A 16,952-nucleotide genomic window follows, 5' to 3' on the forward strand; every position below is an offset into this window, starting at 1 on the left:
CGCACATCACAAAACGCCACCCCATCAATGACGCATGTCAAACAACAACAAAACCGCAACAGAAATCATGCATTTCGCGTTTGTCAATATACGAAACGTATATAGGTCTTATGATGCTCGGCCATGGGAATCGTCAAAATTTCAGACCAGTTGCACGACCAGATTCGTGTCTCCAGCGCGGCCCTCGGCCGCTCCATCAATGCCCAGGCCGAGCACTGGCTGCGTGTAGGCCAGCTGGCCGAGCATCATCCCCAGCTCAATTACGAAGGCATCTGCGCCCTGCTGCTGCAGCAAGCCGAGCGTGAGCTGCAGCTAGTCAGCGCGCATGAAGCCGATGCCGTCGTGCGCCGCCCTCGTCCAGTGCGCCTGGTGGGAGGCATGCAATGAATCGCGGCAAGCAGAAAGTCGTGCCCATTCATGACGCTACTGACATCTATCTCTCGCGCAAGGCCGGCGGCCTGGCCGCCAAGGTGCTGGCCATGCTCACGCCTCATGTGCAGCCCGGCGTCAGCACCGAGGAACTGGACAAGATCTGTCACGACTACATCGTCAACGAGCTGAAATGCACACCCACCAATGTGGGCTATTACGGCTTTCCCAAGACCGTGTGCACCTCTGTCAACCACGTGGTTTGCCATGGCATCCCCGATGCCAAGCAAGTTCTCAAGGACGGAGACATCATCAATGTCGACGTCGCAGTGACCACGCCCGAGGGCTGGATCGGCGACACCAGCCGCATGTACTACGTGGGCCAGCCCAGCAATCTGGCCAAGCGCCTGGTCAACACTACCTATGAGGCCCTGGTGGCAGGTATCCGCGCGGTCAAGCCCGGAGCCACCCTGGGCGATGTGGGCCATGCCATCCAGACCGTGGCCCAGCGTGAGCGCTTTTCCATCGTGCGCGAGTACTGCGGTCATGGCATCGGCAAGGTCTATCACGACGAGCCTCAGGTGCTGCACTACGGCACGCCCGGTCAGGGACTGGTGCTGCAGCCCGGCATGATCTTCACCATCGAGCCCATGCTCAACGCAGGCAAGGCCGCCACACGCGAGCTGTCTGACGGCTGGACCGTGATCACCAACGACAAATCACTGTCCGCCCAGTGGGAGCATATGGTGCTGGTGACGGAGACCGGGTTCGAGGTGCTGACGCCCTGGCCCGAGGGTACGGGCGAGTACTCCGCCATCTGATCCGGCGTGCCCTGGCCTTGCACATTGCCCCAGGCGATGTGCGCACAGCCGCTGGATTTTGGCAATAACGGCCAGAAGCCGCCCGGGGTCTTGGAGCTGGGCTGGAAACAGCGCGGCTCCGGCCGCACTACAGTGCCCGGCATGACAAATTACCTGTATCTGGGCCTGGCCATCATCTGCGAGGTGATTGCCACCTCCTTCCTCGCCAGGTCGGACGGCTTCTCCAAGCTCGGCCCCACCGCTGTTGCCCTGGTGGGCTATGCGATTTCTTTCTATCTGCTGTCGCTGACGCTGCGCACCGTTCCTACGGGCGTGGCCTATGCGATCTGGTCCGGCGTGGGCATCGTGCTGGTCTCAGCCGTCGCCTATTTCTGGCAGGGCCAGAAGCTCGATGCCCCCGCTCTGGCCGGCATGGCCATGATTGTGGGCGGCGTGCTGGTGATCAATCTGTTTTCAAAGACCGCCGGTCACTGATCGCCGTCGCCCCCGAAGTCATCCGCTGACTGCGTCAGATCCTGCAGCCACTGCATGCTGGCCCTCAGCTCTTCGGGCCGGATCTCATGGGCACCCGGATACTCGTGGTAGCTCAGCTGCAAGGGCAAGGAGGCCAGGCGGTCACGCACGGCATGGGCGCTGGTCAGCGGGATCACATTGTCATAAGTGCCATGGCTGACCCAGGCCGACTTGCCCTCGAATGCGGCAGCGGGCGCGTGCAGCGACACGATCTCGGGCAATAGACGACTGTGCCAGACCAGTGCGGCACGCAAGGTCTGGGGCTGCGTCAGCATCTGGCTCAGGCTCATGATGCCGCCCTGGCTGAAGCCTCCCAGCACCACACGCTCGGGCGGGATGTCCAGTTGCTGTGCTGCCTGCTCCACCGTCTGCTGCAGCAAAATGCGCGCCTGCTGCTCCTGCGGCACATTGATATGGCGCGTGCCATCGGCATCCACGGTGAACTGAAACCAGGCATAAGCGCCCATGCCCATGGCAAAGGGCGCGCGCAGACTGAGCACATGGAACTGCGGTGGCACATAGGGCACCAGGCCAAACAGGTCCTGCTCATTGCTGCCCACGCCATGCATGAGCACCAGCAGCCAGGCAGGCCGGCCGGCGGCAAGCTGCGCGGGTCGCTCCAGATAAGTCAAAGGCAATGTGCTCATGGATAACTCCCAAAGGCAGCACGGAATTTGATAGGAAAACAGGCTGTAGCGCTTTTGCATTCTGCGACTGCAGCTATCAAAACAATATAGCGCAGACCCGCAGCCGGCTGACCGATCCGCACCCGGCCCGACGGGGTACGCACATGCCTTTTGATACAGTTGACTGACCTGAGCGTGGCTTTTCCGCTACACAAGCTCAGTCATGCACCCGGCCGCGCAAAGCCTTGATGCCGGAGCGCAGGCTTTTGCCCTGCAAGCGTCTTTGCTGCGAGCCCCAGGTCGGCTTGGTGGGTTTGCGCGGACGTGGCGGTCTGGCAACCGTCGCCACCAACGCATTGAGGCGCTGCAGTGCATCCCACAGATTGTGTTCCTGGGTGCGGTACTTCTGCGCCTTGATGACCACCACCCCATCGGTGGTGATGCGCGAATCGCCCAGCGCCAGCAAGCGCTGTTGAACATCGGCAGGCAGACGCGAGGCCCGGACATCAAAGCGCAGATGCACGGCGCTGGCCACCTTGTTCACATTCTGGCCGCCAGGGCCTTGAGAGCGCACGGCGCTCCATTGCACATCGGCTTCGGTCAGTTCGAGGGCAGCAGCATTGCTCACGGCAGAGCCTCCTTCAGCGCAGCGCAGAAGGCGGTCGGGTCCTCGTGCGGGGCCCAATGACCCACGCCTCGCATCACCTGCCAGTCCAGTACCCCCTGGCACTGCCGCTGCATCAGCAGTTCCAGCTCGGCCAGGCAGCCCGCATACAGAGGGTCATGCTCGCCGTAGATCGCCGCAACCGGCACTTTGATACGGGTCAGAGCCCGGGCCAGCACATCGGTGCGCGACAGCCGTCTGCGCGGCAGCCGGTCACGAGCCACATTGAGTGCATGCAGCGCCAGCGTCTCTTCATCGATCAGCGCCGCGTCATGCAGCATGAGGGCCGCGATATTGTGGCGATGGGCCTGCATCTGCGCCTCCAGACCCGGCAGATGACGCCAGCCCAGCAGGCGCACGCTGCGTCCTTCGGTCATTCCCATGCCGGGAGCACCGACCACCACCAGCTTGCGGGCCAGCTCCGGATGCTCGGCGGCCAGCAGACCGGCGGTCATGCCGCCAAAGGAAAAACCGACCAGATTGCAGACAGGGCCTGCACCGGCATTGCCCAGCAGTTGCCGGATGCCATAGGCCAGAGGCTCCAGCATGGTGTCCACATCCATGCCCCCGGGCACGCCATCGGATTCGCCAAAACCCGGCAGATCTGCCAGCCACAGGCTATAACCAGCCTCTGTCAAAGGCTGAATCACGCGCAACCAATGCGTCCAGCTGCCGCTGCCGCCATGCAGCAGCACCAGCGGCAAGCCACGCTGCGCCACCCCGGCCGGTGGCTGCCAGCCATGCCAGACCATCGAGCCACTGTCGGCGGCTTCGCCAAGCCGGGTCTGCACGCGCTGCGCCGTGGCCTGCAGCCGGGCAATCGCTGGTGGCACGTCGACACCCAGCTCCTGCGAGACCTGGTCCAGGGAGCAAGCTGCTTCAACCGCCGATGTCACCACTGCGCCACCGCATCGATGGCCAGGCCGTAGCCGGCCACGCCAAAGCCGCACATCACGGCACGCGCCGTGGCCGACAGATAGGAATGGTGGCGAAAGCTTTCGCGCGCATGGACGTTGCTGATGTGCAGTTCCACCAGCGGCACGGCCGTGCCCTTGACGGCATCGAGAATCGCCACACTGGTATGGGTATAGGCTGCGGCGTTCATGATCAGGGCCTGCAACTCCCCCTTGGCATGCAGCCGGCCTGCTTCGTGAATCCATTCCACCAGCTCGCCCTCATGGTTGCTCTGGCGGAACTCCAGCTTCAGGCCATGGCGCAGGCAAGCTTCCTCGCAGAGCTTCTGGACATCGGCCAGCGTGGCCGAGCCATAGATGGCGGGTTCGCGCATGCCCAGCAGATTGAGATTCGGGCCATTGAGGACGTAGACGGTTTTCACGGAAGCACTCTCCTGATTCTTGAGGACTGCCCCGGATTATGCGAGCACGGCACCCGGCCTGCAGGCATAAAAAACGGCTGCCTTGGCAGCCGTCTGTGGAGCAGCCCCTTTCAGGGCTCTGCCATCGATGCCATCAACGATAGTGATGGTGATAATGACCACGCCAGCGCGGGCCGCCACCGTAGTAGACCGGGCCGGGCACGACCATCACAGGCGCGGGACGATACACAGGGGGCGGCGGCGCATAGTAGACCGGGGCCGGAGGCGCATAGTAGACGGGGCGTGGCGGCATATAGACCGGAGCGGGCACCACATAAGGCGCAGCGTAAACGGGAGCGCCGACACCCACGGCCACACCGGGCACACCAATGCCGACCGACAGGCTGACGCCGCCATGCGCCTGGGCGCCTGCAGCAGCCATCAGGCCGGCCACAACGATAGAACCAACGGCAAGCAGCTTGGCCATGCGGGGGGAAGTTGTTCTGGACATCACAATCTCTCCTCTGTTTATGAGTCACCGAGGGCAGGCCTGCAGATCTGTACAGCGCCTTCGGCCCTTGTGGATATAACGTTTCAGAGTCCCGTCAGGATGGCACGGTTCCTCAAAAACATTGTGTCCAAATGCACACGAGACAAAGCTGCAGTGTCCGCAGATCGACATGAGGTCATGGCAGCCGGCCTAAAATGGTGCAATGAGCTCTGCTGACGCCTCCAAATCCAACAACTCCGCCCCTGAAGCGGTCAAGCCCACCAACTTCCTGCGCCAGATTATCGAATCGGATCTGGACAAGGGCACTTATGCCACCCGTCACTGGGGCGGCGCGCCCGGCGATGCCCAGCATCACCAGAGCGGCCAGGTCGACGAAGCCAAGATCCGCACCCGCTTTCCGCCAGAGCCCAACGGCTATCTGCACGTGGGTCATGCCAAGTCCATCTGCCTGAACTTCGGTCTGGCACGCGACTTCGGCGGCGTCTGCCATCTGCGCTTCGACGACACCAATCCGGAAAAGGAAGATCAGGAATACGTGGACGGCATCATCGATGCCGTGCGCTGGCTGGGCTTTGACTGGAAGGATGCCGACGGACACGAGAACCTCTATTTCGCCAGCAATTACTTCGACTTCATGTACCGCTGCGCGGTCTACCTGATCGAGCAAGGTCTGGCCTATGTGGATGAGCAATCGGCGGACGAAATGAAGGCCAACCGCGGCGACTTCACCCGTCCCGGCGTGAACAGCCCCTTCCGCGACCGCTCCGTGGCCGAAAACCTGCAGCGCTTTGCCGATATGAAGGACGGCAAGCTTGCCGATGGCGCCGCCGTGCTGCGCGCAAAGATCGACATGGCCGCGCCCAATATCAACCTGCGCGACCCGGCCATCTATCGTGTGCGCCATGCCGAGCACCACAACACCGGCAACCAGTGGTGCATCTACCCGATGTATACCTTTGCGCACCCCATCGAGGATGCCTATGAGCACATCACCCACTCCATCTGCACGCTGGAGTTCGAGGATCAGCGCCCTTTCTATGACTGGCTGCTGAACCATCTGCGCGAAGGCGGTCTGATCGATGCACCCCAGCCCCGCCAGTACGAGTTCTCGCGCCTGAACCTGACCTATGTGATCACCAGCAAGCGCAAGCTCAAGCACCTGGTGGACAACCAGTTCGTCACAGGCTGGGACGACCCGCGCATGCCCACCGTGGTCGGCCTGCGCCGCCGCGGCTACACGCCTGAGTCCATCCGTAACTTCTGCGAACGCATCGGCGTGACCAAGGACTACGCCTGGATCGACTACGGCACGCTGGACGGCTGCCTGCGCGAAGACCTGGAAAACAAGGCCCACCGCGCCATGGTCGTGCTGGACCCGGTCAAGCTCGAACTCAGCAACTGGGCCGAGGTGTTTGGCAATGCCGAACATCTGGAGGACTGCCACCTGCCCGCCCTGCCCCACGCTGCAGAAGGTGAATCCGTGCCCGAGCGCCGTTTTACCCTTGGCCGTGAAGTGTGGATCGAGCGCGAAGACTTTGCCGAAGTGCCGCCCAAGGGCTACAAGCGCCTGTTCCCCGGTAACAAGGTCCGCCTCAAGGGCGGCTATGTGATCGAATGCACGGGCGCCGAAAAGGATGCCGACGGTAATGTGACCAAGGTGCTGGCCACCGTGGTACCCGACACCAAGAGCGGCACACCGGGCGCCGACAGTGTCAAGGTCAAGGCCGCCATCACCTGGGTGGGCGTGGCCGACGGCCTTCAGGCCGAAGTGCGCATGTACGACCGTCTGTTCACCGACCCGCAACCCGATGCCGGCGGCAAGGATTTCCTGAGCCTGCTGAACCCCGACAGCCTGAAGGTGGTCACCGCTTATGTGGAGCCTTCGCTCAAGGTGGCACAGGCTGATGACAAGTTCCAGTTCGAGCGTTTTGGCTATTTTGTGGCCGACCGCAAGGATCACCGGAGCGACCAGCCCGTGTTCAACAAGATCACCGGACTCAAGGACAGCTGGGGCAAGTAAACGCTCCAGCCAGTTTCAGCAAGGCTGCCAGGATTCACTGGCGGCCTTTTTTTATTGCGCAATCGACTGCGGCATTTATCCCGAGAACAGCCATTCAGTCTCCAATCGGGAAATGAATGGCGCCCCTAAATTATGGTTACATATTGAAATAAATACCGTCGGTATTGATTTTCAATACTCGATAAACATTTGGATAAAATGTTCTGAAATTCAGAGCATTTGATTATTTTTCTTTCTAGAATCCTGCTCACCGCAACATTACCAATCCGCAATTCATTCGCGGATTTTTTATTTTCATCAAAGGTCAAGAATGAACAGAAAAGCAGGAGCAGGCATTGCAGCGGCCGTCGCCGTGATCGTGGCAGGAACACTGGGCACCAGCTACTACATGGGCGGCAAGCTGCAGCAAAGCTTTACCGAAGGCCTGGACAAGTGGAGCGAGCATGGCGTGAAGATTCAGGTCACCAGCTATGACCGCGGCGCTTTTTCTTCCACCGCCAAAACGGTATGGACCCTGGACAGCGGCGACGAGCCTGTACAGTTCACCGCCGAGCACAAGATCAGCCACGGACCGCTCCCCCTGGGCCATGCCGCCGAGATTCATACCAGCTTCAATCTGCCAGAGAATGCAGACCCGGAGCTGAAGACTGCGCTCAATGGACGCTCTCCACTGGAAGTTGACACCAAGGTCGGCTGGGGCCGCAGCAGCTCCAACGTCATGACATCGCCGGCCGTGAGCAGCAAGATCAAGGACAGCGAAATGAGCTGGGGCGGCATGAAGATCGTCTGGGACATGCCCGCCGACATGAAGGCCGCCAAGGGCACGGGCAGCTTCGCCGGCCTGCAGTTCAAGGACGAAGAAGGCAGCGTGACGCTGGACAAGGCCGATATGCGCTTCGACATGAAGCAGCCCCCGGGCCAGCAATTCTGGACCGGCCCGTTTGCCATGACGATTGCCAAGATTGCCGCCACCAAGCAGGAAGAGGAAGGCAAGAGCTCTGCCAGCCACTTTGAAGGCATCACCATGGATTCGGACACCATCCTCAAGGGCGAGGTCGTGGAAATGACGCTCAAGACAGGCATCAAGACCGCCAAACTCGAAGACAAACAGGCTGATGACCTGGTCCTGGACATGGCGTTCAACAATGTCGATGCCAACTGGATCAATCAGGTCGTGGAAATGAGCAAGCGCAAGAACCCGCTGCTCGGTGCTTCTGGCGAAGCCGGGGACGATGAAGACGCTGACAATCAGCAAAGCGGCGATCTGCGCGAGAAAATGCTCAAGTCGCTGACACAGGCGCTGGCACGCCAGCCCGTGATCGAACTCAAACGCCTGTCCATGCGCACCCCCGACGGCGTAAGCGAGTTCGCGGCTGCCATTCAGTATGTGGGCGATGGCGAGAAGATGGGCACTCTGCTGCAGGATCTGAAGGTCAGCCTCAAGGCCGACATGCCCAAGCCCTTCATGGAAAACATGATGCTCTCGCGCAGACGCTCCAGCCTGCTGGCCGTGTTTGAAGGCGAGAGCGAGTACAAGCCCGAAGATATCGAGGAGGCAGCCAAAGCCCAGACTCAAGCCAGCCTGGACATGCTCAAGGAGCAAGGCATCTTCGAAGACAAGGACGGCAAGATGCGCACCGAGATCGTCTATGCCAAGGGTGAATTCCAGGTCAACGGCAAGCCGCTGGACGCCATGGGCACGAGCACACTCATGGGCACCATGACCGAATGATGTGACCTGCGTACTGTGTCGCGGATCGCTCCAGGGCCTGCTTCGTGCAGGCCTTTTTCATGGAAAAAATCGCCCCGAGCGTGGAGATACAGGCGAGAAACCTCCCTCTGCATGCCTTGCCCAAAATTTTTGTTATTTTCGGCCCTTAAGCCTTACCCATACTACGAAGGAAGCTATCAAAATTTATATGCTCTCGTGGAGCATGACTGCAGCCACACGCTTTATTTGCTTACAACACTCTGTCAACAATGGCTCAACACTGGCGTTAAAACAGCATCCGCCATAGCACCGTGACTTGCACTGTGCGGCGCAAGGAGCGTTAGATGTCGCATTTCTCCCGGACCCGGCCTGAGCAGCCGGAACAGCAGCCAAGCATGGTCGCCCGCCTCTGGCACCCAGGCATGATTGCACTGGCCGCCGCCATGGCGCTGAGCGCCTGCAACGACAAGGATTCGCCGATCAAGGCGGACAGTGCGCCGTCGGCCTCGGCACCGGCCGCCATGTCGGATGACCCACAGCCTCAGCCCACAGCCTATGTGCCACCCGGTGCTGACGCGCTCTATCGGATGGTGGCGCCGATTGCGCTGTACCCGGACAAGCTGGTGGCCCAGATCCTGGCCGGTGCCACCTATCCAGACCAGATCAGCGCTGCCGAAACCTGGCTGGGGCAGAACCCCGGACTGCAGAAGACGGCGCTGAGCAATGCCGTCAATGCCCAGAACTGGGACCCGTCCGTCAAGTCATTGACCCAGTTTCCCAACGTGCTGGAACAACTGGCATCCAACCTGCCCTGGACCACGGCGCTCGGCAAAGCCTATTACAACGATCCCTCGGATGTGATGAACGCCATACAGGTCATGCGCAACCGGGCCTACAAGGCCGGCACGCTCAAGACCTCCAGCCAGCTCAAGGTCAACCTGGCGTCCGCGCCTGCCGCCGTGGCCTATACGCCTGGAGCCGTGGTCACACCGCTGCCCGACCCGGTCATAGAGCCACCGGAGCAGTTCATTGAAATCAGCCCCTCCCAGATGGATACGGTCTACGTTCCTCAGTACGACCCGGCTGCGGTCTATGGTCAGCCGCTGCCCGTATATGGCGGCTACCGCTATGTGGAAGTGCCGCCTCCGGCTCCCGTGGCCGGCGTGCCAGTGATGGCCGGCCTAATGGGCTTTGGCACCGCCATCGTGCTGGCCGGGTCCATGGACAGGCATCCGTCCTGGGGCTGGAATGCCTGGAATATGCATTGGGGCGATCCTGAAAGGCCCTGGCGTCACGGCGAGCGCCCCCCGCCCCCGCAGGCCCGTCCGGCCGTGGTCTACAACAACACCACCTATGTATCGCAGTCGCGAACGGTGGTTCAGAACATCCGTCGCACGGACAACACCTACATCAACAACATCCATGAAAATGCCTCAGGCGAGCGCCGCGAGCCGGCCGGGCAGCCCCAGGCAGCAGGCGTGTCTACTGGGCCTGGCACGATGGCCGCGGGCGCAGTAGCCGGAGCTGCCGTCGGTGCCGCCGCCACGGCAACCGGTGGCTATGGCCTGAACCAGCGCCAGCCAGCACAGAGCCCCCGGGCTACACAGCTACAGGGCAGGCCGGGCTTTGCCCAGGGACCCAACCAGGCTCCAGGCGGGCCACGCGCGTCCAATGGCAATGTCTTGTTGCCGCCGCAAGACCCGCATGATCGCCATCCACCACAGGCACCGCAGATGCAGGCTGCCATAGCGGAGAAAGCCTTGCAGCAACGTCCACATGAGCCAACCCAGCGCCAGCAAGCAATGCAGCAAGTCCGCGAGCAGCAGGAGCGCCAGCAACAAGCCGAGATGCAGCAGCAGCGCACCCAGGAGCAGGCTCAACGCCAACAGCAAATGCAGCAAGCCCGTGATCAACAAGAGCATCTGCAACAGGCACAAATGCAGCAGATGCAACAGCAGCGTTCCCAGGAGCAGGCTCAGCGCCAGCAGCAGATGCAGCAGGAGCGCCAGCAGCAAGCCCAGATGCAACAGCAGCGCGCCCAGGAGCAGGCCCAGCGCCAACAGCAAATGCAGCAAGCCCGAGAACAGCAAGAGCATCGGCAGCAGGCGCAAATGCAGCAGATGCAACAGCAGCGTGCCCAGGAGCAGTCGCAGCGCCAGCAGCAGATGCAGCAAGAGCGCCAGCAGCAGGCCCAGATGCAGCAACAGCGGGCGCAGGAACAGGCCCAACGCCAGCAGCAGGCACAGATGCAGGCCCAACAGCACCAGGCCGAGCAGCAGGCCCGCATGCAGGCGGCGCGCGCAGAGGGCCGCTCCCGCGGGGATCGCGAGCACCGCTGAAACGCCACTCGCCCTCATGCCAGGCCGCCTGTCACGCAGGCGGCCTGTAAGTGCGCGGCCTGCACGGCTGTATAAACAAGGCCATGCGTTTTTGCGCCATTCACTGCAGCAGGTCTTCATGTACAACCCCAGCCATTTCAAGGTCGACGACCCCACCGCCCTGCATGCTCTGATCCAGGCTCACCCGCTGGGTTGCCTGGTCACCCAGTCCGACGCGGGACTGGATGCCAATCACCTGCCGTTTGAGTTGCAGCAGGACGAGGATGGCTTGCTGCGCCTGATCGCCCACGTGGCGCGCGCCAATCCTGTGTGGCAGCAGATCCGGGACGACAGCTCCGTGCTGGTGATCTTCCGTGCCGAGCAGGCCTATATCTCTCCCAGCTGGTATCCCAGCAAACACGAGACCCACGAGCAGGTCCCGACCTGGAACTACCGCGTGGTCCATGCCCATGGCCGCATCAGCGTGCGCGACGATGAAAAGTTCGTGCGCGGCGTGGTGGGCCGACTCACCCGCCGCCACGAGGCCAGCAACAATGCCCAGGCCCCATGGAAGATGAGCGACGCTCCGCCCGACTATCTGCAGCGCATGCTCGGCGCCATCGTGGGCCTGGAAATTAGCGTCGACCGCCTGGAAGCCAAGTTCAAGCTGAGCCAGAACAAGCAGCAGCGCGACCGGCTCGGTGCAGTCCAGGCCCTGGAGCAGCGGGGACAGCTGGACCTGGCCCGGAACATGCGCCAGCCCTGATCGCGCTGCCAGCCTTCAAGGTATAGCCAGCGTAAAGCTCACATGCCTGTATCGCCTTTAGCTCCGCTATCGATAGCAATACAGCACAATGCCTGCACAACCCGATAAGCACCATGTCGACCGAAAAACTTACCAGCTCCCCTCTCCCACCCGAACGCCGTCGCCTGCTGCAATGGATGGCGCAAACAGCGCTGTTTGCCGCCGCACCGGCCTGGGCGGCGCGCAGCGCCAGCTCGGACAGCGTGCTCTGGCCGCAGGACAGCAGGGTTCCCGGCGGCGTCGCACGCCTGTCGCTGGGCCCGGCTCCCGCACGCCCCCTGGTCATGACCGCAGGGGCCGAGATTCTGGTGGTGGGCGACATGATCGAATGGACCGCACTCGTGGGCATACCGCTTGCCACCGCACCGGGTGAGCAAAGCGTTGACGTGAAGGCCGAAGGCCGTTTGCGCACCATGAGCTATACGGTGCGCGACAAACAGTATGTGGAGCAACGCCTCAAGGTCTCGCCCAAGACGGTGGATCTGTCTGCCGAAGACAATGCCCGCTACGAACGCGAGGCCGCCCACCTGAAGACCGTGATGGCCACCTTCACCGAGCCGCAGCCTTCCGGCAGCCTGCACATGCGCGTGCCGGTGCCGGGTCGCCGCTCCAGCAGCTTCGGCCTGCGCCGTGTCTTCAACGGCCAGTCGCGCAATCCGCACAGCGGCATGGACATTGCCGCCCCTACGGGCACGCCGGTGCGCGCACCGCTGCCCGGCAAGGTGATCGATGTGGGTGACTATTTCTTCAACGGCGGCACGGTCTGGCTGGACCATGGCGGCGGCCTGCTGACCATGTACTGCCACCTGAGCCAGGTGGATTGCAAACCGGGAGACCAGTTGCAGACAGGCGATGCCTTCTGCAAGGTCGGGGCCACCGGCCGCGTGACCGGCCCCCACCTGCACTGGAGCGTGATGCTGAACCGCGCCATGGTGGACCCGGCACTGTTCATTTGAACAAATCTCGTCGATAAAAAAAGCGGCTCCGGGAGCCGCTTTTGACTATATTGCTATTAAATCAGGGCCTCAAACGCTTACCCATCAAGCGCTACAGGCCGATTTACTCGAAACTATGGCGCATCCTGATCCTGCTTCAGATAGTTCTCCACCAGCTCGAAAAAGCTGTCGTAGAAGCTGCGTTTGGAAATGGTCTCGCTGCCTACCTTGACCAGCGAATCGTTGCTGGAAGAAAACGGCAGCGAAAGCGACCCCAGAGCACTTACGCCCACGCTGGCCGAGGTTGCGCTCTTCTTGAGCGAATAACGATCCTGCAGCGCCGTCGCAAAGCCCAGGCTGACCATGCCGTCGCTGGTCTGCGGCACGCAGACCACACGGAAATTGATTTCCAGGTTGGTCTCTGTATTGGGCTGGAAGTTCTTGCGCCCTTCAATCAACTCCTGCGTCCTGGCCGTGGCGATATAGCCCTGGCTCAGCAAGGCGCGGCGCGCTGCCTCGCAGGTCTGTGCTGGTGTCGCATCAAAGCCGCGGGAGAAGGTTGCACTGGAATCGAAAGTCTCCTGCACCGGCATCTGCTGCGGTGCAGTGGCCGAGCAGGCGCCCAGCAATCCCGCCAATATGCCAACAGCACCCAGCCGACCCCAATTCAGACCGAACAAAGCAACACCACCTAAGCGCACAGAAACTCCTTGATGCCCGGGCCATATTCTCTTTACCAGCCCAAGCTTCGAAGCGTAGCAGCTTGGCAAAGGCTAATTTGACGAAGCGCTGTCTAGCCGTACGGATTTTTGCGATCTTTACCGGGCTTTCATCCTTCTGGTTTTGCCACGCCCGCCGGCGAGCTGCATTTGTTGACACTCTGAGGCCATGGAACGTCAAAACAATGGCCAAGATTGGGTTAAGGTCAGATACAACCCGCAGGGAACTGATATGGTCAGCCAGACTCTTTTTGTGCTGACACGGTTTGCCGTATTCCTCCATTCCCCAAAAAGGAAACCCTATGAAATTTCGCTGGACCTGGTGCCTTCCCCTTGTTGCTTCCATGACGCTGGCCGCCTGCGGTACGACAAGCGGCGGCGGTGCAGGCAAGCCCGGCCCCTCCGGCCCTACAGGCCCCGCAGGTGATGCCGCATCGCTGACCGCCTATCACTGGAAGCTGCAGCAGGCCTACACGCCTGCCGGCAATGAGGACCAGAGCTGGTTCCTGAGTTCCAGCCAGGCCCCCATCGAGCTGGACTTTGTGGACCAGCGCGTCGTCGTCAAGAATCTGTGCAACGTCATCTCGTCGGCCTACAGCATCGAAGGCCAGCGCATCAATCTGCAACGCGGCATGAGCACCTTGCGTGCCTGCAACGACAACCAGCTGATGATGCTGGAGCAGCAGGTCGCACGCATTCTGCCCACGGCAAAGCAGTGGAACGTGCAGCTCGGCGGCTCCGCTGCAGAGCAGCCTCGCCTGACGCTTCAGTTCATCGACGGCACACGCTGGCAGCTCAACGGCAAGCCCACTGCCCAGACCCAGTACGGCAGCGCGCCTGAACGCATCTTTCTGGAAGTGGCCCCTGAGCGCAAGGCCTGCAGCCACGGCGTGATCAAGGACTACCAATGCCTGCAGGTGCGTGAAATTCGTTATGGCGACAACGGCGTCAAGACCTATACCGGCCAGTGGGAAAACTTCTACAGCGAGATCGAAGGCTACAAGCATGAAGCCGGTGTGAGCAATGTGCTGCGCATCAACCGCTTCAAGCGCCAGAATGTGCCCGCCGACGCATCGAGCTATGTCTATGTGCTGGACATGGTGGTGTCTTCGGCCATCGCCGACAAGCGCAAATAAGCCAGAGCTCTGGTAGCGAAAAGCCGGCCATGGTGCCGGCTTTTTTGCATTCTCATGCACCGATGTTTCACGCCCCACGCGCATCCGCCGTGGTTTGCTGCCAGATGCGATTTCCTTTTGCCCATAGCCACTTAGAGAGCATTACCTGAATGCAACCGTTCGGCAAGCACGATGGCAGGTTATGCCCAGCGACTGTGGAGCCGCCTGTGGACAAACCTCGGGAAAACGGGGAAAAGCCGCACCGGCATTGACTTGGGCCGCAGCGATCAAAAAATACGCAGCGTCCGACGGGCCTTTGATGTTTCACGGACAAAAACCGACACCTGTCGAATGTCGGCAAGAGAGGAAGACACTGGCCTCTCACCCACACTCTTTGCGCTACCCCCGGCCTGCGCTGCAGGCCGGGCAGGAGCTAACAGATTCAACGCAGGCGGAAGCGGCCTTCGACAAACATGGAGGACCGATGACCGGTTTCGCACTGGTTGTCGGCATAGGACCAGAAGGCCTGCACCGTGCCTTTGGCCGAATCGATGACCTGGCTTACCGTGAAGCCGGTTTTCTCGATCCAGTTCAGAAAATGCAGATGGTCGCTCAGTTGCAGATAGCTGAGGTTCTCGCAGCCCTCGGAGATATGCCCCTGCGAGTCCACCACGCGCCAGCGCATCTGCCCGCTGGCGGTGTAGCGGACCTGGGCCTGACTGTCCGGGAATTCAATGACTGCTTCGCGGCCCAGAAGAGTTCCTGCGTATTGCATCGAAAGCATGGACATGATGTCACTCCTTGAGAGAAGGCTTCGCTATTCATAAAGCCAAACCGTTTGCGTGAAGCTATGATGAATCCGCGCCGTTTTTTTGCGTGTGGGAAAGTGACTCATGCCTTCGTCGGTAAACATTTTTTGACAAACAAGGCTTCTCTCCTGCACGGCTTGACGGCCAATCCGCAGCCTGCTTGCCGGATACGAACTGCAGCAGAAGTGAATGCTCATGGCGGCCACAAGTTGTGCAGAAAACAAGGCGATCGCGCATACTCGGCCCTCTGACCTTTCAGGTCGCCGAGGCAGGAAGCCAGCCCAGGCCTTCCCCAGCCTCCCCGGCCGCATTCACGGATCTCACCTTGTCCAGCCCCGTCCCACCCAGCGCCCCCCAAGGCTCCACCGTTGCGCCCTTGCGCGACCCCGCTTTTGTCAATTTCGTGCTGGCACGCATGCTGGCCATGTTCGCCCAGCAGATGCAGGCCGTGGTGGTGGCCTGGCAGGTCTACGACATCACACGCGAGCCGCTGTCTCTGGCCTATGTGGGGCTGGCGCAGTTCCTGCCCATGGCTGGCCTGCTGATTCCCGCCGGCGATCTCAGCGACCGCATGAGCCGCAAACGCCTGCTCGGCATCAGCTGGCTGGTGGCCGCGCTGTGCTCGGGCCTGCTGTGGCTGCTGGCCGAGAGCGGAGCGCACGATGTGCACTGGATCTACGCCGTGCTGGTGCTGTTTGGCTGCAGCCGCGCCTTCAGCGGACCGGCGCTGCAAAGCCTGCTTCCGCAGATCGTCGCCCGCGAGCAGCTGGCCAAGGCCCTTGCCACCAATAGCATGCTGATGCGCATCTCGGCGATTGCCGCTCCCGTGCTGGGCGGCCTGCTCTATGCATTCGGTGGCGGCGTGCTGACCTATGCGGTCTGCGGCATCGCCCTGATTCTGGGCGCGATCCTGCTGAGCCAGGTCCCCGTGCGCTTTGCCAGCCCCATGATCGGTATCGACGGGCAAACCACCATGTGGCAGCGTTTTGCCGAAGGTCTGCATTTCATGCGCACCCGCCCCATCATTCTGGGCACCATCTCGCTTGATCTGTTTGCTGTGCTGCTGGGCGGCGTGGTGGCATTACTGCCCGTCTATGCACACGAGGTGCTGCAGGTCGGCCCGCAAGGCCTGGGCCTGCTGCGCTCCTCCATGGCCGCGGGCGAGGTCTGCATGGGCCTGTGGCTGGCGTCTCGTCCCATCAACCGCCGCGTGGGCAAGGTGATGTTTGCGGCTGTGGCCGTGTTCGGACTTGCCAATCTGGTGTTTGCGCTCTCGCACTGGTTTGTTCTGTCCATGCTGGCCCTGGCCGTGGCCGGTGCAGCCGATATGGTCAGCGTCTATATCCGAGGCGCACTGGTGCAGTTTTCCACGCCCGACCATATGCGCGGCCGCGTGAATGCGGTGAACATGCTGTTCATCGGCTCGTCCAACGAACTCGGCGAGTTCCGCGCGGGCAGCAGCGCCTCCTGGTTCGGCGCCGTTCCTGCCGCCATTCTGGGCAGCCTGTGCACGCTGGGCGTGGTGGGCGGCTGGATGACGCTGTTCAAGCCGCTGCGCGATGTGGACAGGCTAGAGGATGCCGCACGCGTGAGCGGTGTCGCCGGCCCCGCAGCCACTTGAGCCAGCCTGGCTGACGGCGATTCATTGATCGGCGCTGCAGCGTGTTCCCATCAAAAAAGCCTCGCCGGTGTCGCGAGGCT

General features: G+C 61.6%; 17 protein-coding genes. 10 read left to right on the top strand and 7 right to left on the bottom strand.

Annotation, left to right across the window (positions count from 1 at the left end):
* Nucleotides 1-123 precede the first annotated feature (123 nt).
* The 3 genes from F3J24_RS16035 to F3J24_RS16045 all read left to right on the top strand — a co-directional run bounded on the left by F3J24_RS16035 (nt 124) and on the right by F3J24_RS16045 (nt 1,664).
* The gene (locus F3J24_RS16035) at nt 124-387 is read left to right on the top strand and encodes a ParD-like family protein (protein WP_167008402.1); all 264 of its coding nucleotides are present in this window, start codon (nt 124-126) and stop codon (nt 385-387) included.
* Nucleotides 384-1,190 carry a type I methionyl aminopeptidase gene (gene map, locus F3J24_RS16040; protein WP_167008405.1) on the top strand — a complete coding sequence of 269 codons (807 nt, stop codon included), beginning with the start codon at nt 384-386 and terminating at the stop codon, nt 1,188-1,190. The genes F3J24_RS16035 and map overlap by 4 nt, the downstream gene beginning before the upstream one ends.
* Nucleotides 1,191-1,331: 141 nt before the next feature.
* Nucleotides 1,332-1,664, top strand: coding sequence for a multidrug efflux SMR transporter (locus tag F3J24_RS16045; RefSeq protein WP_043005486.1), 333 nt, complete (start codon nt 1,332-1,334; stop codon nt 1,662-1,664).
* On the opposite strand, the gene F3J24_RS16050 is transcribed toward F3J24_RS16045, so the two are convergent.
* The 5 genes from F3J24_RS16050 to F3J24_RS16070 form a co-directional block, all read right to left on the bottom strand.
* Entirely contained in the window at nt 1,658-2,350 is a 693-nt protein-coding gene (locus F3J24_RS16050) for an alpha/beta hydrolase (protein WP_167008408.1), read from the bottom strand. The two genes, F3J24_RS16045 and F3J24_RS16050, sit on opposite strands and share 7 nt — an antisense overlap.
* 196 nt (nt 2,351-2,546) lie before the next feature.
* Entirely contained in the window at nt 2,547-2,957 is a 411-nt protein-coding gene (gene arfB / locus F3J24_RS16055) for an alternative ribosome rescue aminoacyl-tRNA hydrolase ArfB (RefSeq protein ID WP_167008410.1), read from the bottom strand.
* Complete coding sequence (locus F3J24_RS16060) at nt 2,954-3,892, bottom strand: alpha/beta fold hydrolase (protein WP_167008412.1); 939 nt, start codon at nt 3,890-3,892, stop codon at nt 2,954-2,956. Before F3J24_RS16060 ends, arfB begins: the two co-directional genes overlap by 4 nt.
* Nucleotides 3,886-4,329 carry a type II 3-dehydroquinate dehydratase gene (aroQ, locus tag F3J24_RS16065; protein ID WP_167008414.1) on the bottom strand — a complete coding sequence of 148 codons (444 nt, stop codon included), beginning with the start codon at nt 4,327-4,329 and terminating at the stop codon, nt 3,886-3,888. Before aroQ ends, F3J24_RS16060 begins: the two co-directional genes overlap by 7 nt.
* A gap of 133 nt (nt 4,330-4,462) precedes the next feature.
* Complete coding sequence (locus F3J24_RS16070) at nt 4,463-4,795, bottom strand: hypothetical protein (protein ID WP_167009335.1); 333 nt, start codon at nt 4,793-4,795, stop codon at nt 4,463-4,465.
* A gap of 226 nt (nt 4,796-5,021) precedes the next feature.
* On the opposite strand from F3J24_RS16070, the gene F3J24_RS16075 reads away from it, so the two are divergent.
* From F3J24_RS16075 to F3J24_RS16095, 5 genes are all read left to right on the top strand, one after another.
* Nucleotides 5,022-6,839: a glutamine--tRNA ligase/YqeY domain fusion protein gene (locus F3J24_RS16075; RefSeq protein ID WP_167008417.1), complete on the top strand. Its 1,818-nt coding sequence runs from the start codon at nt 5,022-5,024 to the stop codon at nt 6,837-6,839.
* Between the two features lie 310 nt (nt 6,840-7,149).
* Entirely contained in the window at nt 7,150-8,571 is a 1,422-nt protein-coding gene (locus F3J24_RS16080; RefSeq protein ID WP_167008420.1) for a YdgA family protein, read from the top strand.
* Nucleotides 8,572-8,945: 374 nt separating this feature from the next.
* Nucleotides 8,946-10,889 carry a DUF3300 domain-containing protein gene (locus tag F3J24_RS16085; protein WP_240154346.1) on the top strand — a complete coding sequence of 648 codons (1,944 nt, stop codon included), beginning with the start codon at nt 8,946-8,948 and terminating at the stop codon, nt 10,887-10,889.
* 118 nt (nt 10,890-11,007) lie between these two features.
* Nucleotides 11,008-11,634, top strand: coding sequence for an FMN-binding negative transcriptional regulator (locus F3J24_RS16090; RefSeq protein ID WP_167008426.1), 627 nt, complete (start codon nt 11,008-11,010; stop codon nt 11,632-11,634).
* Between the two features lie 113 nt (nt 11,635-11,747).
* The gene (locus F3J24_RS16095) at nt 11,748-12,629 is read left to right on the top strand and encodes a M23 family metallopeptidase (protein ID WP_167008429.1); all 882 of its coding nucleotides are present in this window, start codon (nt 11,748-11,750) and stop codon (nt 12,627-12,629) included.
* A gap of 113 nt (nt 12,630-12,742) precedes the next feature.
* On the opposite strand, the gene F3J24_RS16100 is transcribed toward F3J24_RS16095, so the two are convergent.
* Entirely contained in the window at nt 12,743-13,201 is a 459-nt protein-coding gene (locus F3J24_RS16100; RefSeq protein WP_240154367.1) for a DUF2242 domain-containing protein, read from the bottom strand.
* 428 nt (nt 13,202-13,629) lie between these two features.
* On the opposite strand from F3J24_RS16100, the gene F3J24_RS16105 reads away from it, so the two are divergent.
* On the top strand, nt 13,630-14,463 hold the full coding sequence (locus tag F3J24_RS16105) for an META and DUF4377 domain-containing protein (protein ID WP_167008436.1): 834 nt from the start codon (nt 13,630-13,632) through the stop codon (nt 14,461-14,463).
* 421 nt (nt 14,464-14,884) lie between these two features.
* Here the strand turns inward: F3J24_RS16105 and F3J24_RS16110 are convergent, their stop codons facing one another.
* Nucleotides 14,885-15,232 carry a hypothetical protein gene (locus F3J24_RS16110; protein WP_043005470.1) on the bottom strand — a complete coding sequence of 116 codons (348 nt, stop codon included), beginning with the start codon at nt 15,230-15,232 and terminating at the stop codon, nt 14,885-14,887.
* A gap of 344 nt (nt 15,233-15,576) precedes the next feature.
* On the opposite strand from F3J24_RS16110, the gene F3J24_RS16115 reads away from it, so the two are divergent.
* Nucleotides 15,577-16,872 carry an MFS transporter gene (locus F3J24_RS16115; RefSeq protein WP_167008439.1) on the top strand — a complete coding sequence of 432 codons (1,296 nt, stop codon included), beginning with the start codon at nt 15,577-15,579 and terminating at the stop codon, nt 16,870-16,872.
* Nucleotides 16,873-16,952: the final 80 nt, after the last annotated feature.

It is taken from the genome of Comamonas sp. Tr-654 (assembly GCF_011752915.1).
In the GTDB taxonomy this organism is placed as follows: domain Bacteria; phylum Pseudomonadota; class Gammaproteobacteria; order Burkholderiales; family Burkholderiaceae_C; genus Comamonas.